The organism is Plantibacter sp. CFBP 8804, from assembly GCF_014841225.1.
GTDB lineage: Bacteria > Actinomycetota > Actinomycetes > Actinomycetales > Microbacteriaceae > Plantibacter > Plantibacter auratus.
In genome coordinates, this window is the sequence record NZ_JACYTU010000003.1 from 122897 (window position 1) to 141311 (window position 18415).

An 18415-nucleotide genomic window follows, 5' to 3' on the forward strand; every position below is an offset into this window, starting at 1 on the left:
CAGCGCACGTGCACCGGGCACGTGCGCTGCGGGTGTCGGCTGATCGCGGCTCGGTCAGACCGGGAACCGGACGGTCGCCGCGAGGGCGCCCCCACCGGGGACGTCGTCGGCGCGGACGGCGAGGATCCGGGCGTCCGAGAGCAGCGCCCGGCGGAGGATCTCGTCGATCACGCCGTAGTTCGTCGCGTCGGCGTCGTCGGCGAGGGTGACGACACCGGTGGTCTCGTCGACCGTGCCCGGCAGGTTGCTGTCGATGTCGACGAACAGGGTGTCGACCGCGTTCGCCGTCGCGGCGCGTGCCACGTCGCCGAGGTCGGTCACGGCACGACCGTTCGACGCGCGCGTGCCGAACTCCTCGCACAGCGCGTGCAGCTCGGCGGCGTACAGCTCGTCGAGGATCGGGCGGGCCGCTGCGGCGAGCTGCTCGTCCGAGCGCTCCTGCTGGTTGCCCTCGATCTCGGGCTTCACGAGGTGCTTATAACTCGAGACGGACCGGAAGATTCCTGTCATCGGTTCGGCGCCCGCGAGGATGAGCGGCTCCTTCGAGCCGGCGAGCACCGGCGACAACGCCTTGTTGATCGCCTGCGCGTACTCCTGCATCCGGACCTTCTGTCCCTCGGAGCCCTGGATGCGTCCCTGGGGGCTGCGTCCGTCGGAACCGCGACCCCGGATCGAGTCGACACCCGCGGCAGCAGCCACGTCGGCGGGGACACCTTCGAGCTCGATGCTCGTGGCCGGCAGATCACGCGAGACGGCGACGAGTCGCACACCGCTCTGCGCGAGTGCCAGGACGTAGGCCGACTGCGGGAAGGTGAGCGCTCGCATCAACGGCTTGATGAAGAAGCGGTCCGAGACCTCCGTGCAGGACTGGAGGATGTTCGGGACGCGGAAGTAGCGCGTGAGGCTCGGGCTGATGTACAGCGCGAGACTCGACGACAGGTAGCGGAGGAAGTCCGGATCCTCCTGGAGGTCGTCGACCTGCTGCGTGAACGTCGCGATCGCCGCCCGGTCTGCTCCCGCGGCCGTCAGCTGCTCGACCGCCACCTTCACCTGGTTCTTGAGGTCCAGGCGGATATGGCTCGTATCCGAGGGGTTGGTGCTCGTCGCGAGGATGATCGACACGCTGCCCGGCTCGCGAGCGGTGGCGAGCTCGACGATGTCGGAGCGGGTCGGAATATCGGTGTGGTGCACTGATGCCTCCTTCGATCGCGTCAGGCGAAGGGTCGACCGGGAGCAGGCGACGCCGTCGTGGGCCTGACTTGACCCCAGTATAGGGAGCGCCCACCCCTCGATCCGGGGTCGATTCTGCGGACATTCAGAGCCGAGTCGGGCCGCGGGACCTCGATCACGCGGCCCGACTCACGGCCTCGTCACTCAGTCGTGACAGGGCCGTCCGTCGGCTGCTCCGATGCGACGAGGCGTCGCGTCCGCCGCAGCGCGAGGACGAGCAGACCGGCGACGACGAGCAGGGCGGCCGCGAGGAGGGCGCCGGTCGTGAGCCCGGCGCCGGTGACGGCGAGCGGACTCGCGGTGTCCCGGCTGGGCGTGCCCTCCGGCGCACCCGGCGTCGCGCCCGGCTGTTCCGGCTCCGGGCCGGTCCCGGGGTTGGTCGCGATGAGACCGCCGTTCCAACGGAGGTCCTCGCCGTCCGCTCCGCTCGGCGACGGGTCGGCGATCACGATGTCCGGCATGACCCACTCCGCAGGGTCGATCGCGGAGTTCCGGAGATCGTCGTCGCCGACCCGAGGCGACGTGGCGTCGGCCACCAGGTCGTCCGGGAGTCGCACGTCGATCCGGTAGGCACCGGAGAGGACCGCGTCGAACCGGTACCGTCCGTCGGCGTCGGTCATGGCGGTCCGGGTGACCGGCTCACCGCGCTTGTCGGTGCCGGTCAGTTCGAGCTCGACGTCTGCGACACCAGGCCCCGGCGTCCCGTCGAGCCCGTCGTCGTCGAGCCCGTTCGCGTCGAGATCCCACCAGATGCGTTCGCCGAGCGCCGAGCTCACCAACTGGGCCGCGACCTGAGGCGATTGTGCGCCGAGCGATTGCGTCGCGGAGTGCACGACGGCGTCGTTCACGAACCGCGCGTCGACCGCGGCACCGGTGGTCGCCAGCTCGTAGGCGACGACCACGGGCGCGAACGGCGCGAGCTCGGCGACGGTGGCCTCGATCGCGGTCGCCTCCGCGATGGACGCCGGGCAGCCGGTCATGCCGAACTCGTCCGCCCCGCACCACCGCGCTCCGTCCGGCAGGGTGCCGAAGCCGTCGTCGACGACGGGGTCGACGTGGCTCGCGACCGCGTCACCGGGCGCCGCCGTGTAGCGGAGGTCCGCTCCGTCCGACGAGGCCGGACCCGCCAGGACGCCCTGCCCGGTCGAGCCACGTTCGTCGCCCGGGTACGGGAGGACGTCGATCATCCGCACCTCGCGCTGCACGGCCCCGGCGCTCATGTTCCCGAAGACGACGTCGACGTCGACCGCGTCGCCGAACTCGACGACGGACCGGGCGACGTGCTTGTCGATCTGCAGCCCGGATGGGGTGGTGACCACCATCGACTGCCAGGAGTAGTGGGAGTCGAGTCGTCCTGGCTCCGCGGGGAAGTCCGTCAGGGACCCCGGGTCGTCCGGACTCGCGACGATCGCACGATTGAGGAACTGTCCGACGGAGAACCGGTCCGAGACCGCAGTGTAGGCGATGACCGGCTCGGCTCCCTGTCGGATCCGCCCGAGGTCCCAGGTGAGGAGCGTGCTGCCGTCCGCCTGCGGGACCACGGTCGTGGCCGCCGGGGTCGCCGAACCCTCGTCGAAGAGGAACCCGGCCGGCAGGGAGTCCGTGACCGTCACGGCGTCAGCTCGATCGGCCACCCCGTCGGGGGTGATGATCTGCGGACGCACCTCGAAGGTGATGGGTGAGCCAGCCGCGATCGGTGCCGGCGCGCCAGGCGCGACCTCCGGCGAGATGGCCCGCTTGTTGAGCGTGACCGCCGCGTTCGCGGCGACCAGCTGATCACCACGGGGGTACTGTGCGTTGCCCTCGGACGCGCGATACCGGCCGTGCCACCATCCGTCCTCGACCCAGGCGGTCGCCGACTCCCGGTCCGGACCATTGCCGGAGGACTTGATGCTGTAGGTCTCGGTGATCATGGTGCCCACGTCGAGGCCCGGTATGGCCTGCAGTTGCACCCACAGGGTCACGCTCGTGCGGGGCGGGAGCTCGCCGTCGACGGGACGAAGACGGACCTTCGTGATGTCGTCGGTGTCGACGAGTGACGGGTCGGAGACCCACGTGTCGTCGGCGTCGTCGCAGGTGGTCGCATCCATCTGCGACTGCCGGGTCTCGGCGTCGGCCGCGGCGTCGACACTGGGCGTCGTCCCGTACTCGACGATCACGGCCCCGGCCGTGGAGCGGAACTCCGCCGGGTCACCACCGCCGGGACGCTCACCGACCTGCTGGGTGGCCGGGTCGAACACCGCGCAGAGCACGGCGCCGGTCAAGGCACTCGTCGTGGTGTTGTTCCAGGCGACGGTCTGCTCGAACCGCTGGCCGCCGGCGACAGGCCCGTCGCCGGAGCCGGCCGTGCTCTGTCCGGGCACCATGCGGTTGTCGGTCCGGCGGTCGGAGTACCGGCTCGCGTGGTCTCCGCCGCCGGTGCGCTGCGCGATCGTCGCCGTGGCGCCGTTGTCCGCCAACGGCTCCGGAACGTTCGGCAGGGGCGTCCCGTCGGCAGCGACACCCGTCACACGGAGATCGACGAGGTCCAGCCGCACGGGCAGGGCGCCGTTCGCCGGGACGTCGTCCTCGGGCACGAACACGCCGAATCGTCCAATTGCGAGGTAGCCCTGCGCCGTGATCGCGGAGCCGGAGGCGGACCGCGACGGGATGTGGTCGCCGCTCAGGTCGGCCCCACTGACCGTGACGAGGACGGAGCGGCCGTCGGCTGCCGGCTCGCAGGTCCAGGTCCCGGAATCCGAGACCGCGTCGTCGCCTCCGCCCGCCGCCTTCGGGAAGACCGCGGAGTCGAAGGCTCCGGTGAGACAGCTCTGAGGCACTGGCCTCCCCTCAGGGTTGACGGTCGCGAGCCGCGCGCCGGCTGGATACCCGTTGAGATCGATGACGAAGGTGACGTCGCCCACGACGTTCCCGGATCCGCGAGCGCCGCGTCCCTCGTCGGTGCCGAAATCGGTGATCGAGAGGTAGGTGTCGTGTGCGATGTACCAACCCACCGTGCCGTCCTGCTCCTGCACGCCGTCGACGACCGGCCCCCGTCGGACGCCGACGTTGACGCGCGGGCCGCTGCTCACCACCAGATCCGGTGCGGTCGTGCTGGCCCGGATCTCGGACCCGTCGGCGGCGTCGGCGGCGATGATCTCGATGCCGTCCTGCGGTGCGCTGATGACGGTGCCGTTCGCCGGCGCGGTGGTGAGCATCGCGGTGAGCTCGATGGCGCTCACGGAGTTCGGGAGGACGTCGGAGCGGACGCAGTCGAGGACGGCGCGATCGGGACTGACCGTCGATCCGGCGACGCAGTACCCCGGCAACTGATCGACGGTGGGCCACTGCAACCCTTCGGGCAGCCGCTGTCGGACGACCACCCGGTTGTCGCGGGCGGCACCGCGCAGCTGCGCCTCGATCGTGTACGTCACGGCGTCGTGGGACCGCAGCACCGCGTCGTCGGGTGAGACGTCGAGCCCCGGACCGGGCGCCGGATCGAAGGGAACGCTCCCGGTGGCGGTGCGCTGCAGTGACGTGTTGAGGCCGAGCGCCTGGGTCGAGGCGGCAGCGGGAGTCGAGGTGGTGTCAGGTGCCGTGACCGGCAGCATGGCGCCGCCGGTGACGGCGACGATGGACAGGGCGCCGAGCGCCCTGCGGAAGAGGATGGTGTTCACGTGGGTCCGACCTTCTGGAGGAGAGGGGGCCGTCACACGATACACAAATTGGTCGACTGATATGTGGGATATTTAACTTTTATTGCGATGCAGGACGACTGTCGGGGACGGGCGCGACATCCGGAGCACGACGAAGGGGGCCGACCGCGATGCGGTCGACCCCCTTCGATGGGATCACTCGGCCGTCGTCTCAGGCTCCATCCGACGACGGCGGGCGAGGACGAGACCGGCTCCGATCGCAAGGAGCAGCGCGGCCGTCACGGCCCCCGCGAACACCCAGGCCGTACCGGTTTCGGCCAGGTCGCCGCGGGTGGTCTTCGCGGTAGCTTCGTCGACCTTCGGAATGCCGGGCGGATCCACGGGCGCAACCGGGGGCTCGGCTCCGACGACCAGCCCACCGTTCCAGGTCAGGTCCTCACCGTCCGCACCGGTGGGTGAGGGATCGACGATCGTGATGTCCTCCATCACGCCCGCAGCGGCGTCCACAGCGGAGTTCAGCAGGTCGTCGTCGCCGACGCGGAAGGTGGTCACACCCGCGTTCGCCGGGACGTCCACGACGATCGCGTATTCACCGGACACGAGACCCGAGAACCGGTAGGAGCCGGTCGAGTCGGTCCCCGTCTCGGCCTCGACGACTTCACCGAACTTGTCGACTCCGGACAGGCGCATGGGCACGTCGGCGACGCCCTCACCGGGCGCCCCCTCCGGGCCGTCGTTGTCGAGACCGTCCTCGTTCGTGTCCCACCACAGACGCTGACCGATCGACGAGGACACCACGCGGGTGCTCACAAGCGGCGACCGGGCCCCCAGGGTCTGGGTCGCCGAGCGGACGGTCGCGTCGTTCGAGAAGGTGGCACCGCTCGGCGCACCCTGTGAGACGAGGGTGTACCGGACCTCGACGCGCTCCAGGGCCGCGAGCGAATCGACGTCCATCCGGATCGCGGTGACGTCGGCGAAGGACGCGGCACAGCCCTCGGCGCCGAGCTCGGACGCGGTGCACCAGGCCGAACCGGCCGGGAGCTGACCGTATCCGGCACTGCCGTCGACGACGGATGCCGCGGCGACGGCCGCCGGATCGGCGTCCGTGTACCGGACCGTGACACCGGACGGTGCCTCGACCGCTGCTGCCAGCACACCCTCGACGGACGACGAGCGTGCATCACCGGCGTAGGGCAGCACATCGATCGACGAGGCGCCCTGCTGCGGGGTGTCGGCGTTCATGTTCGCGAACGCGACCGTGTAGTCGATGTCGTCGCCGGACTCGACCGCCTGCTGTGCCACCGACTTCTCGATGCGCAGCCCTCCGGGGGCACTGAGCGAGACCGTCTGGCGCGAGTAGTGCGCGTCAGAGATCGTCGGCGATTCGGGGATCTCCTCGAGCGACGAGGGGTCGTCGGAGCTCGAAACGATGACCTGATTGACGAGGTCGCCGACGATCGTCGAGTCGGTCTTGGCCCAGTAGGTGATGACGGGCTCGCTCCCGCGGTCGATCCGCTCGAACGACCAGGTGAGCTCGGTGGTGCCGTCCTCCGCGGTCACCACCGAGTCCGGAGCGGACGAGACGTCTGCAGGGTCGAAGGCGAGCCCCTTCGGGAGTCGGTCGACCACGACGACGTCGCGCGCGGAGTCGGCGAGGCCGGACTTGCTGGCGATCTGCGGGGTCAGTTCGAACTGCACACGTTCTCCTGAGGCGACGTGCGCCGGCGATCCTGCATCGACGGCGGGTGCGATCGCGCGCTTGGCGATGGCGACGGACCCCTCTGAGACGAGGAGGCGGTCTCCACGGGGGAAGTCCTTGTTCGTCGACTGCACCGGGTTGTACTTCCCGTGGTACCAGGCGTCCTCGATCCAGTGGGTCGGCGCATCGGCGTCATCGCTGTACATCGAGGTGGACTTCACGGAGTAGGTCTCCATGATGGTCTCGCCGACCGGCAGACCATCGTGGAGCTGCAGCGTGAGCGACCCGTTGAACTGCGCTCCCGCAGACAACTCGCCGCCGACGGGACGGTAGCGCACCCGCGTGACGTCCTTGAGATCGAGCGACTGCCAGTTCGCGGTCCAGGTGTCGTCTGAATCGTCGCAGGTCGCGGCGTCGAGGCCGCTCCAGCGGGTCTCGTCGTCGGCAGTGGCGTCGACGACCGGCGTCGTGCCGTACTCGACGATGACCTGACTCGGGTTGAACCCGTCGGCCGCCCCGCTCGCCCGGACGGTGACCGGAGGCGCGCTGGCACCCGCGGTCGCGACGAACTGGGTCTTGGGGTCGAAGACCTGACACACGATCGCGCCCGTCATCGGCGCCTCCACCGAGGAGTTGATGACGGCCGTGTGTGCGACGAAGGTCTGCCCGCTGGTCACCGGACCGTCTCCGGAACCGACCGTGCTCTGGCCGGGGACCTTGGTGAGGTTGGACGCGCTGTCGAGATACCGCGTGCTGTGGCCCGTTCCCACGCGTCGGGTGAGGCGCGTCGTCACGGTGTTGTCGGTCAGCGGCTCCGCACGGTTCGCGATGGGCTCACCGGCTGCGTTCTCGCCGAACGCGACGAGGTCTCGCAGGGTGACGAGCGCGTCGATGCTTCCGTCGGACGGGACGTCGGTGTGCGGCACGAAGACCGCGAACTTGCCGATCGCGACGTAGCCCCGGGTGGTGATGTTGGCGCCGGAGGCGGTCTTCGTCGGGACGTGATCCGCGCTGAGGTCGGCACCGGAAACGACCACGTGGATCAGCTGCGGGTTCGCCGCATCGGCTGTGCACGTCCAGGTACCCGAGTCGGTGACGGTGTTCTCCGCACCGCCGGCGCTCCACGGGAACGCATTGCCGTCGTAGGGGTTCAGCGCGCACCGCTGCCCGGCCAGATCGACGGCTTCGGCATGGTCGCTGAAGTCGGACAGATCGATGTCGAACGTCACGTCACCGACGATGGCCGACTGGCCCCGTGCGCCGAGTCCGCCGGCTGCGTTGTAGTCGGCGAGGTCGAGGAACGTGTCGAAGTACACGCGGTACCCCCTGACCCCCTCCGCGTTGACCGCGACCTGGTCGGTGGTGTGCCGCTTGACGCCGAGATTGAGGCGGGGACCCGTGCTCATGACGAGGTCGTCCGGCGTCACCGTCGAAGACGCGGCCTGCCCGCTCGTCGCGTCGGCGGCCGACACCTGGATGGCGTCCGCCGGAGCCGGCAGGACGGTTCCGTCGGGCAGTGCCGTGCTGGCGGAGGCGATCAGGTCGTAGGTCGACACGGAGTTCGGTGCGACCTCGTGCACGACGCAGTCGACGGTGCGCGCATCGTCGCTCACGACCGAACCGTCGCCACAGTAGCCGGGCAGCGACCCGACGGCAGGCCAGGTCATGCCCGAAGGGAGCTCCTGACGGATCGTCACCACGCCGTCCTGAGCCGTGCCGTTCACCTGGACCTCGATCCGGTACGAGACGGTGTCGTGCGAGCGGACGATGAGATCCTCGCCGCTGGTGTCTCGACCGGGCCCTGCATCGTCGTCGAAGGGCGCTGTACCGGTGACGGTGCGCTGCAGCTTGGTCAACAGGGTCAGCGGTCCCGCGTCGGGCACGACCGCCGTCGGAGCCGCGGGCTCAGCGTCGGGCGCCGCCGGCGCCTCGGGAGACGCCGACGAGGTGTCGTCGGTCGTCGGCGGATCGGTCGCGGCCGACGCAGGCACGATCGCGCCGAAGCCGATCACAGCTGCTGCCGCAACGGCAGTGCAGGCCGCGAGTGCGCGTGGCGGGGAGAACAGAAGTGACATGGAGTCGCTTTCTCGAGGGGGTGAACCCTGCGAGAATATCAGACAGATATATCTGTTGGAAACGACACATATCAGTTACTGCAGCGCTGACGTCAATCTGGCGAGGTTGTCGAGCACGGTCGACCGGAGGGGCTGCTTCAACCATTCCGCGAGCGTCAGCTCTTTGCTGATCTCCCGGTACCCGTCCTCGACGCCGCGCATCTCCTGGACGAACTCGCGCCCGCGGACCATGAGCGAGACCTCCAGGTTCAGACCGAAGGAACGCATGTCCATGTTGCTCGACCCGATCACGGCGACGTCGTCGTCGATCGTGAAATGCTTCGCGTGCAGGATGTACGGCGCCGGGTACTGGAAGATCCGCACGCCGGCTCGCAGGAGCGCCTCGTAGTAGGAGCGCTGCGCGTGCCACACCATCGCCTGGTCGCCGATCTCCGAGACGAACAGGTCGACCGGCACACCACGCTGGACCGCCGTCGTGACCGCTGCGAGCAACGACTCGTCGGGCACGAAGTACGGACTCGTGATGACGATGCGCCGCTGCGCCGCGTAGATGAGTGTGAGGAACAGTTTGAGGTTGTTGTCGCCGTCGAACCCCGGCCCGCTCGGCACGACCTGCAGCTCGAGGTCTCCCACCGGTCGGGCCTCGAGCAGGCCGACCTCGTGGGACAGGACGTCGCCCGTCTCGCTGTACCAGTCGCTCAGGAAGATCGTGTTGATCCCCGCGACCCCGGGGCCCTCCACCCGCGTCATGAGCTCCTGCCACTGGAGACCACGCTTGATATTGCCCGGCTTGTTGTAACTCCGGTCGATCATGTTCTGCGAGCCCATGAACGCGACCGCGCCGTCGACGATCACCATCTTGCGGTGGTTCCGGAGGTCGGGACGTTGGAACTTGCCCTTGAACGGTTGGAGCGGCAGCATGAGCGCCCACTGGGCACCCATCGCGGTGAGGCGTTTCAGCGTGTGCTTGTAGTCGGGGGTCCGCCAGCTCGCGAAGTGGTCGAGCAGCACCCGGACCGTGACACCGCGGGCCACCGCGCGCTCGAGCGCGTCGAAGAACGGCTTCGTGGTGCGGTCGCAGGTGAGGATGTAGAACTCGACGTGCACGAACTGCTCGGCACGGTCGACCTCGTCGGCCATGGCGTGGAGCGAGGCCTCGTAGTCGCCGATGAGACTCGCGGTGTTCCCGCCCTGCAGCGGCATCGACCCGAGGTTGCGGTTGAGCGTCACGACGGACCGGAACCAGGCCGGCGCGTTCGACGTCAGGTTGGCCTTGACGAGGTCGCGGGTCGTCTGGCGGATGTAGACGTTGATGTCGTACTGCTTCCGCCGGCGCACCCGTGGGAGTTTCGGGTTGCCGATGAGGAGGAAGGCGATGACACCGACGTACGGGATGAGGAAGATCGCGAGCAGCCAGGCCATCCCCGCGGTCGGGCGCCGGTTGCGCGGGACGACGATCACCGCGATGACACGGATGATGAAGTCCAGGACGAGGGCCGTGATGCCCAGCCAGTTCCAGGAGAACTCGATCGTCATGTCGCCCATCCGCTCAGCTGCCGAGGCTCCAGCCTACTGACCATGCCGGACAGCTGTGGGGTGACCTAGCCGCGTGATACGGGCGGGTCAGACCTCGCGAGGGGCGGAGGGCTCGACCGGCGGGAGACCGAGCTTCGCGCGCTGCTCCGCCTCGACCTGCGCGTACGCCTTGCGCTCGTTGCGGTCGGACCGCAGGATGGCGCGCATGACGACCCAGAAGATGATGCCGACGACCACGGTGGGCAGCAGCGACCAGAGCGCGTTGAGCCAGTAGTCTTCGATCACTCGTCAATCGTACCGCCCTTCGACAGGCTCAGGGACCGGAGGGTTCGCTCAGGGACCGGAGGGTTCGCTCAGGGACCGGAGGATTCGCTCAGGGACCGGAACGAAGTGGTCGCCCGATGCCGAACGAGCGCGCAGCGGCCTCAGGAGCCTCCGGCGAGGGCGCCCCACAGACCGCTGACGACGAGGTACAGGCCGATCCCGCTGACCACGATCCAGATCGTGATGCGCGCCGTCGTCGGCCCCTGCTTCTTCGGGTCCTGGTGGTCGCCGGGGTCCATCATGCTCATCGTCGCGCCTGACTGTCGGTGGTCGTGCTGCCGGGTGGCCGCTACTTGACCAGGGGGAAGAGGATCGTCTCGCGGATACCGAGACCGGTCAGCGCCATGAGGAGTCGGTCGATGCCCATCCCCATGCCGCCGGACGGCGGCATCCCGAACTCGAGCGCACGCAGGAACTCCTCGTCGAGACGCATGGCCTCGACGTCGCCCTGCGCGGCGAGCTTCGCCTGCTCGATGAAGCGTTCGCGCTGCACGACCGGGTCGACGAGCTCGGAGTAGCCGGTGGCGAGCTCGAAGCCGCGGACGTAGAGGTCCCACTTCTCGACCGCGCCCTCAATGGAGCGGTGGGCGCGCACGAGCGGGCTCGTGTCGACCGGGAAGTCCATGACGAAGGTCGGGCGCTCGAGGCCACCCTTGACGAAGTGCTCCCACAGCTCCTCGACGTACTTCCCGTGGATGGGGTGCGGGACCTCGACGCCCTCACGCTCGGCGAGCGCCTTGAGTTCCTCGATCGGCGTCTGCGGCGTGATCTCGACACCAGCGGCGGCGGAGAGGCTCTCGAACATCGAGATGCGGTCCCACTCGCCACCGAGGTCGAACTCCGTGCCGTCGGCCCAGGTGACGACGTGGCTCCCGCTCGTCGCGAGCGCGGCGTTCTGGATGAGGGTCTGCGTGAGGTCGGCCATGGTCCCGTAGTCGCCGTAGGCCTCGTACGCCTCGAGCATGGCGAACTCGGGGCTGTGCGTGGAGTCGGCGCCCTCGTTGCGGAAGTTGCGGTTGATCTCGTAGACGTGGTCGATGCCGCCGACGACGGCGCGCTTCAGGTACAGCTCGGGCGCGATGCGCAGGTAGAGCTCGGTGTCGAACGCGTTCGAGTGGGTGACGAAGGGGCGGGCCGAGGCTCCACCGTGCATGACCTGGAGCATCGGCGTCTCGACCTCGACGAAGTCGCGCTCGGTGAAGGTCTGGCGGAGGCTGGCCACCGTCTTGGCGCGGTCGAGCACGTTCTTGCGCGCCTGGTCGCGGGCGATGAGGTCGAGGTACCGGCTCCGGACCCGCGTCTCCTCGTTCAGCTCGTTGTGGAGGTTCGGCAGGGGCAGGATCGCCTTCGCCGCGATGGTCCACTCGGCCACCATGATCGACAGTTCGCCGCGGCGGCTGGAGATGACCTCGCCGGAGACGAAGACGTGGTCGCCGAGGTCGACGAGTTCCTTCCAAGCGGCGAGCTGTTCGTCGCCGACGCTGGCAAGGCTCACCATCGCCTGGATGCGGCTGCCGTCGCCCGACTGCAGGCTGGCGAAGCAGAGCTTGCCGGTGTTGCGCAGGTGCACGACGCGGCCTGCGACGCCGACCGTGACGCCCGTCGCCTCGTCGGGCTGGAGCTCACCGAAGCGGGCGCGCACCGCCGGGATCGTGTCGGTGATGGGGAGGGTGACGGGGTAGGCGCCACCGGCACCCGACGTCGCCTCGTCGATGAGGCGCTGGCGCTTCGCGAGCCGGACGGCCTTCTGCTCGGAGAGCTCTGCCTGCTCTGCTGCGTCGTCGATCGGCTCTGGCGTCGTGTCAGTCATGCGGTGGGATTCTCCTCGTGCGGTCACTGGAGTTTACCGGGGACCGTGCGGGCCGCGCGCACGGCCGGTTTCCTATGAACCGGCTATCGACGCCCTGACAAGGGTCTGCGAACAACCATTCGGAGGACATCGCCGGGTACCCGGGCCGTGCTTGGCTCGAAGGACAGGAGTCCCGATCGGGGGCACCGACGCCGGAAACGAACTCGAAAGGCTCGTCATGACGACGCTCTCCGACCACCAGCACACCGACCACCGTGAAGCCACCACCGTCCCACCGGTACCGGCCTCCCCCGCCTCGCCGCGCGGACAGGCGGGGATCGACGCCGGTCTCCTCCTCCTGCGCCTGGCCCTCGGTGTGGTCTTCATCGCCCACGGCCTCCAGAAGTTCCTCGTCGACTCCATTCCAGGCGTCGCCTCCGGGTTCGAAGGCATGGGCATCCCGGCACCGGAGATCACGGCGGTCGTCGTCGCCGGTCTCGAGGTGGTCGGTGGCCTGCTGCTCATCATCGGCCTCGGCACGCGCATCGTGGGCGCCCTGCTCGCGGTGACGATGGCCGTGGCGATGGTGCTCGTGCACCTGCCGGCGGGGTTCTACGCCGCCGACGGTGGCTTCGAGTACGTCATGCTGCTCGCGCTCGCGTCGCTCGCGCTCACGCTCGCCGGCCCGGGCCGACTCGCCGTGGACGCGCTGATCCGTCGCCGCCGCAGCCGCTGACACGGGTCCGCTGACTCGGATCCGCCCGCCTGCCCGGACTCGGGTGGGCGGGCGGCGGTCCGTCCACCCGGCTAGAGCAGCTCGTCGACGTCGGGCGTGGTCGCACCGCGCAGCGCCTCGTCGACCGACGACCGCACGAGCGACGACAGGAAGCCGCCGGCGTTCTCCACGCCGATCTCCTGGAGCAGAGCCGTCGACTGCTGCACGACCGCGCGGGAGAAGCTCGCGGCCGTCTCCACCGCTTCGGCGTAGGCCGCACGATCGGCCTCGGCGATGATCACGGGCTCCGCGCCCATCTCGACCACGAGCGCCTGCCCGATCGGTTGGACGGGGGCCGGTGCGGTCACGGCGAACGACGTCTCGTGGAGCCGGGCGAGGTCGAGGCTCGTCCCGGTGAACACCATCGCGGGGTGCAACGCCAACGGGATGGCACCGGCGCGCGCTGCCGGAGCGAGCACCGCCGTCCCGAACCGAGCCGAGGTGTGCGCGACGAGCTGACCCGGCTGCCACGCACCGACCGCCGCGAGCCCTTCGACCAACGACGCGAGTTGCGCATCGGGTACGGCGATGACGACGAGTTCGCTCCGCTCGACCACCTCGGTCGGATCGAGCACCGGCACATCCGGCAACAGGGCGTTCGCCCGTTCGAGGCTCTCCTCCGACACCGCGGTGATGCCGACGATCGCATGTCCGGCTCCCCCGAGCGCCGCTCCGATGACCGGGCCGACGCGACCACTCCCGATGATCCCGACGCCGAGCCTGGCGCTCCGTCGTTCCGCGCTCACGTGGTCCTCCGGTCGTGGTCGGTCGTCGGGAGCGGCACGGACGGTGCCGGGCGCTGCTCCTGCCACGGCTCGGCGTCCGCCTGCGTCGTCGGCCAGGTGTCCGACTGCGCCATCGGCTCATCGAGGTAGGGCGCCGTCGCCTGCGCCTCGGACGGCTGGTGCTCGGGGTCGAAGCTCGCCCACCGGTGACTGCGGTCGGTCGACTGCGCGACCACGATCGCCGCCGACGCCGCGTCGAACATCCGCACCGCCTCGTCGCGGGCCATGGCCGGGAGCTTGGCGATCACCGGGCCCGGGACTGTGTGCGCGGTCGCGGAGGCGAGGTCGAGCGCCCGCAGGAGCGGTCCCTGGTCGATCCGGAGGCTCTGCAGGCGTGCGAGCGGAAGGATGTGAAGCTTGCGCCAGACCACCCCCTGCCGGAACAGCAGCATCCCGTCGCGCAGTGCGTAGCCGGTACGACGCCAGGAGAACCAGTTGATCCATCGCGAGCGGCGGGGCGAACCCACGAAACCGACGCCGTCACGCGTGGCGAGGGCCGACTGCAGGGGTGCCCAGGCACTGCCGTCGATGCGGCCCGCGAGCATCAGCTCCACGACCTGGGCGGCGTCCACGAGCGACCCGACCGGCAACACCGTGTTGCTCGTCGCACCGCGAGCAGCCTGCTCCAGTGACAGGCCGGCCTTGTTGATCCGCACCCGCCACCAGCCGAACGGGCGCCAGATGATGGGCTGTGACACCTCGATCGCGTGGATCCGTCCGGGCGGGACGGTGTCGTTCGTCGTCGAGAAGAGCCCGAAGCCGATGCGGACACCCGAGGGCGTCGCGGCGATGCTGTAACGCAGCGACTTGGTCACGCTCGACCAGACGAAGGCCCCGAGACTCAGCACCATGGGGACGAGCCAGAACCAGGCCCAGTCCAGGCCGTTGAGGAGGAGGACGACACCCGCCACGACCGAGATCAGGACGATCACGGTGAACGGGCTGAGCAACGTGGACCCGACCAGGCGCCCCAGCGTCAGGCGCACGACGGAGTCCGGCACCGTCTCCTCCGGGTCGAGTTCGGGCGAGATGAAGTCGTCGACGCGCTCGGTGACGAACCGGGACACCCCGCCGGCGCCGTCGGGCACCGATTGCGGCGGCAGGGTCGGGTCGGCCGGGTCGCCGGCTGCGGTGGTCTGCCGACGTTCGGCGAGCTTCACCCCGCTCGCGAGCGTGAGGACGTCCCGGCGGAGGCCGTCGGCGTCGGCACCGTACAGGTACTCCAGTTTGACGTTCGCGTCCTGGCCAGCGACGCTCACGTTGATGCGCGAGGCCCCGATGAGTCTGGCGAGGAGCGGCTTCTCGATGGAGACACCCTGGATGCGGTCGAGCTTGGCTTTGCGGTTCGTGCGGAACAGGATGCCGCTGCGCACCTCCACCGCCTCGTCGGTGACCCGGAAGGTGTGCATGCGCCATGAGAACCAGAACACGGCGATCACCACGATGAGCCCGACGGCGATCGCGAGGAGCACCCATCCGACGAAGCCGTGGTTGAGGATGTAGTCGATCGGGTCGGTCGGCTGCTCCATCCCCGGAGCGGGGATGAAGAACTCGATGAGGCGCTCGCGGAGGTTCGCGATGACGATGCCGAGGATGGCGACGAACGCGATCCCGCCGCGCAGCAACGGCGTCGCCGGGTGCAGCCGGTGCCACTGCCCGTCGACGAGACTCTGTCCGGCCACCCGTGGGACGATCGCCTCGGCCGTCGGCTTCACCCGAGGACCCGCGGCCGGAGCTTCGAACCGCTCCGGCGGTCCTGCCGCCTGGTGCTCGCTCACAGTCCGGTCCGCCGGCTCTCCGCCACGGCGACCAGATGGTCGCGCAGCCCCTCGGCTTCGGCTTCCGGCAACCCGTTGATCACCACTCCGGTCGAGGCGGAGGCGGTCACGAACTTGAGGTCGGCGAGGCCGAACGCCCGCGAGAGGGGCCCGCGGTTGATGTCGACGAGCTGCATGCGCCCGTACGGCACGGCGACGAAGCGCTGCCACATGATCCCTCGGCGGAACAACAGGTCGTCCGCGCGCAGTTGATACCCGATCGATCGGATGCGGCGCGGGATGAACGCCGCGGCGATCAGAGAGATCACGGCGAAGGCGGCGAACGGCCACCAGATCCAGGTCCAGTCCCAGACGAGCGCGACGAAGACCACGGCCGCCGTGACGAGCACGAGGCCGGCGCCCTCGGAGATGAACTCGACGGCGATGAGCTTGCGACTCACGCGGCGCCACTCGGCATCAGGCAGTTCGAGCCGCTTGCCGCTCTGCTCCGCGGGGCCGGCGTGGACCCCCTCCGGCGACGACAGCTCCTCCAGCGGCGTCTCGATCAGCGGCCGTTCGGCGGGCTGATCAGGTGTGGGACGGGGCTCCCCCGGGTGCGGCGTCGTCATCATCATCCTTCGGAACGGTGCAGAACCACTCGGCCACCAAGGCGGCGACGACGAGTGCGACGGATCCCACGATGGACGCGATCACCAGCCACAACGAGCCTATCGCGGGCAGGATCGGGCGAGTCAGGACGAAGAGCAGGATCCCGACGGTCGCCCCCGCCACCAGGGAGCCCGCGTGGCTCGAGGCCTTCGCGAGCGCGGCGACCCGCATGGCGCGGAACGGATCGATCCGCCGGGTGGCGCGACCGGTCGTGCTGCGGCGGATCGGCCAGGACAGGGCGATGAGGATGATCGCGACCGCCACGAGCGAGACCGCAAGGGTGACGGGCGGGATGATCGACGCGCGTCCGCCGGAGACCATCGCGACCTCGACGAGGAAGCCGACGACGACGCCCACCCCGGCGAGGACAATGAGCGGTGTCGCGGTGGTGCGGGTCACGGGTGTGTGCCGTCGTCGGGGACCACGGAGCCGTCCTTGGCGGCCGCGAGGGTGTCGAGGCGGCCGACGCCGGGCAGCGTCGCGTCGGGGTCGAGGAGCAACCAGGGCACGACGACGAACCCGCGCTCGGCGGCTCGCGGGTGCGGGACAGTCAGGCGTTCGTCGTCGATCGTCTCGTCGTCGTAGGCGATGAGGTCGAGGTCGAGCGTCCGATCGCCCCAGCGCTCCTCGCGGACGCGGCCGTGCGAGAGTTCGATCCGCTGGAGTTCGTCGAGGAGCACGTGCGGCTGGAGGCGGGTGCGGACGGCCGCGACACCGTTGAGGTAGGCCGGAGCCGACTCGTCGACGCCGGACAGCTTGACGGCCGCGCTCGAGACGAGCGGCGACGGCCGCACCTCGAGCACCCCGTCGACGGCGGCGAGGTCGTCCACCGCCTGTGCGATCGTCGCCCGGCGGTCCCCCAGGTTCGCCCCGATGGCCACGACGGCCCAGACGGCACGGGGCTTCGGTGGCCCCGGCCGACGGGCTGGGTCGTGGATCGGTGTGCGCGAGACCATCAGACGGCCCGCCCGGCCTGGGTGCGATCGGCCTGGGTTCGCTCGATCGTCACCGCCACGTCCGCGAAGGGCACGGTGATCGGCGCGCTCGGCTTGTGCACCGTGACCCGGACCGCTTCCGCGCGTTCGTTCGCGAGCACCACGTCGGCGATGCGCTCGGCCACAGTCTCGATGAGGTCGACCGGGTCGCGCTCCACGGCCGCGACGACCGCCTCGGCGAGCTCCCCGTAGTGCATGGTCGCGCCGAGCTCGTCGCCGCCGGCGGCCGGGCGGAGGTCCAGCGACACGGTGACGTCGATGACGAACTCCTGTCCGGCCTCGCGCTCGAAGTCGAAGACGCCGTGGTGCGCGAACGCCCGCAGGCCCGTGAGGGTGATCGAATCAGTCATCGGCTCCACCTTGCCATGCATCGAGGGTATCGAGAGCGAGTCTGGTGGCGGCGACGTCGTGGACGCGCACACCCCAGGCTCCGGCCTGCGCGGCCAGCACACTCACCACGGCGCTCGGCAGGTCGCGCGCCTCCATCGGTGCGTCCTCGGGGAGGAGCGCTCCGATGAACCGCTTGCGGGACGCGCCCACCAGCACCGGGTACCCGAGCTCGCGCAGCAGGTCGAGTCGGGCGAGGATGCGCCAGTTGTGCTCGGCGTGCTTGGAGAACCCGAGGCCGGGATCGACGACGATCCGGCCGGGGTCGACGCCCTGACCGCGGAGGGTCGTCACCCGATCGTCGAGCTCCTGAGCGACGTCGACCGCCGCGTCGGTGTACGTGGCGCGGCTCGCCATGTCGGCCGAGTGCCCGCGCCAATGGCTGATGACGCAGTCGAGACCGGACGCCGCCATGACGCCCGGCATGCGGTCGTCGGCGAGGCCACCGGAGACGTCGTTGATGATCGAGGCACCGGCGTCGGCCGCGGCACGGGCGGTCTCCGCGTTCATCGTGTCGATGCTCACTCGCGCACCAGCGGCGGCCAGCGCCGCGATGACGGGTGCGACCCGGTGCTGCTCCTCGCGAGTGTCGACCCGGGCGGCACCGGGCCGCGTCGATTCGCCGCCGACGTCGATGATGGTCGCGCCGGCCGCGATGAGCTCGAGCCCGTGGGCGACGGCGTCGTCGACGTCGAGGTACCGGCCGCCGTCGCTGAACGAGTCGGGTGTGACGTTGACGACGCCCATGATCTGGAACAT

Annotated in this window: 15 protein-coding genes; 1 reads left to right on the forward strand and 14 read right to left on the reverse strand. The window is 69.9% G+C overall.

Annotated features, from left to right (window positions below; translation table 11 throughout):
- Positions 1-54: 54 nt before the first annotated feature.
- From IFU11_RS08665 to lysS, 7 genes are all read right to left on the reverse strand, one after another.
- Complete coding sequence (locus IFU11_RS08665) at positions 55-1191, reverse strand: baeRF11 domain-containing protein (RefSeq protein WP_137242232.1); 1137 nt, start codon at positions 1189-1191, stop codon at positions 55-57.
- Positions 1192-1370: 179 nt separating this feature from the next.
- Positions 1371-4886 carry an SdrD B-like domain-containing protein gene (locus IFU11_RS20750; protein ID WP_191940569.1) on the reverse strand — a complete coding sequence of 1172 codons (3516 nt, stop codon included), beginning with the start codon at positions 4884-4886 and terminating at the stop codon, positions 1371-1373.
- Positions 4887-5060: 174 nt separating this feature from the next.
- A complete protein-coding gene (locus tag IFU11_RS08675; protein ID WP_192018688.1) occupies positions 5061-8639 on the reverse strand; it encodes an SdrD B-like domain-containing protein in 3579 nt (1192 codons plus the stop codon).
- A gap of 75 nt (positions 8640-8714) precedes the next feature.
- Positions 8715-10184, reverse strand: a complete 1470-nt coding sequence (cls, locus tag IFU11_RS08680; protein WP_137242235.1) for a cardiolipin synthase — start codon at positions 10182-10184, stop codon at positions 8715-8717.
- 78 nt (positions 10185-10262) lie between these two features.
- Entirely contained in the window at positions 10263-10460 is a 198-nt protein-coding gene (locus IFU11_RS08685; protein WP_194718988.1) for a hypothetical protein, read from the reverse strand.
- Between the two features lie 140 nt (positions 10461-10600).
- Positions 10601-10747 (reverse strand): hypothetical protein, encoded by a 147-nt coding sequence (locus IFU11_RS08690; protein WP_157579829.1) that lies wholly within the window; start codon positions 10745-10747, stop codon positions 10601-10603.
- Between the two features lie 41 nt (positions 10748-10788).
- Positions 10789-12309, reverse strand: a complete 1521-nt coding sequence (lysS, locus tag IFU11_RS08695) for a lysine--tRNA ligase (protein WP_086474544.1) — start codon at positions 12307-12309, stop codon at positions 10789-10791.
- Positions 12310-12526: 217 nt separating this feature from the next.
- On the opposite strand from lysS, the gene IFU11_RS08700 reads away from it, so the two are divergent.
- A complete protein-coding gene (locus IFU11_RS08700; protein WP_137242237.1) occupies positions 12527-13024 on the forward strand; it encodes a DoxX family protein in 498 nt (165 codons plus the stop codon).
- Between the two features lie 71 nt (positions 13025-13095).
- On the opposite strand, the gene IFU11_RS08705 is transcribed toward IFU11_RS08700, so the two are convergent.
- From IFU11_RS08705 to folP, 7 genes are read right to left on the reverse strand one after another with little or no spacing between them, the layout of a single operon-like run.
- Entirely contained in the window at positions 13096-13809 is a 714-nt protein-coding gene (locus IFU11_RS08705; RefSeq protein ID WP_079705162.1) for a Rossmann-like and DUF2520 domain-containing protein, read from the reverse strand.
- A complete protein-coding gene (locus IFU11_RS08710; RefSeq protein WP_192018689.1) occupies positions 13806-15626 on the reverse strand; it encodes a PH domain-containing protein in 1821 nt (606 codons plus the stop codon). The genes IFU11_RS08705 and IFU11_RS08710 overlap by 4 nt, the downstream gene beginning before the upstream one ends.
- Positions 15623-16234 carry a PH domain-containing protein gene (locus IFU11_RS08715; protein WP_137242239.1) on the reverse strand — a complete coding sequence of 204 codons (612 nt, stop codon included), beginning with the start codon at positions 16232-16234 and terminating at the stop codon, positions 15623-15625. Before IFU11_RS08715 ends, IFU11_RS08710 begins: the two co-directional genes overlap by 4 nt.
- Positions 16194-16673 (reverse strand): DUF3180 domain-containing protein, encoded by a 480-nt coding sequence (locus IFU11_RS08720; RefSeq protein ID WP_079001580.1) that lies wholly within the window; start codon positions 16671-16673, stop codon positions 16194-16196. The genes IFU11_RS08715 and IFU11_RS08720 overlap by 41 nt, the downstream gene beginning before the upstream one ends.
- Positions 16670-17230 (reverse strand): 2-amino-4-hydroxy-6-hydroxymethyldihydropteridine diphosphokinase, encoded by a 561-nt coding sequence (gene folK, locus IFU11_RS08725; RefSeq protein ID WP_192018690.1) that lies wholly within the window; start codon positions 17228-17230, stop codon positions 16670-16672. The genes IFU11_RS08720 and folK overlap by 4 nt, the downstream gene beginning before the upstream one ends.
- A complete protein-coding gene (gene folB / locus IFU11_RS08730; protein ID WP_079705157.1) occupies positions 17230-17619 on the reverse strand; it encodes a dihydroneopterin aldolase in 390 nt (129 codons plus the stop codon). The genes folK and folB overlap by 1 nt, the downstream gene beginning before the upstream one ends.
- The gene (folP, locus tag IFU11_RS08735) at positions 17612-18415 is read right to left on the reverse strand and encodes a dihydropteroate synthase (RefSeq protein ID WP_137242241.1); all 804 of its coding nucleotides are present in this window, start codon (positions 18413-18415) and stop codon (positions 17612-17614) included. Before folP ends, folB begins: the two co-directional genes overlap by 8 nt.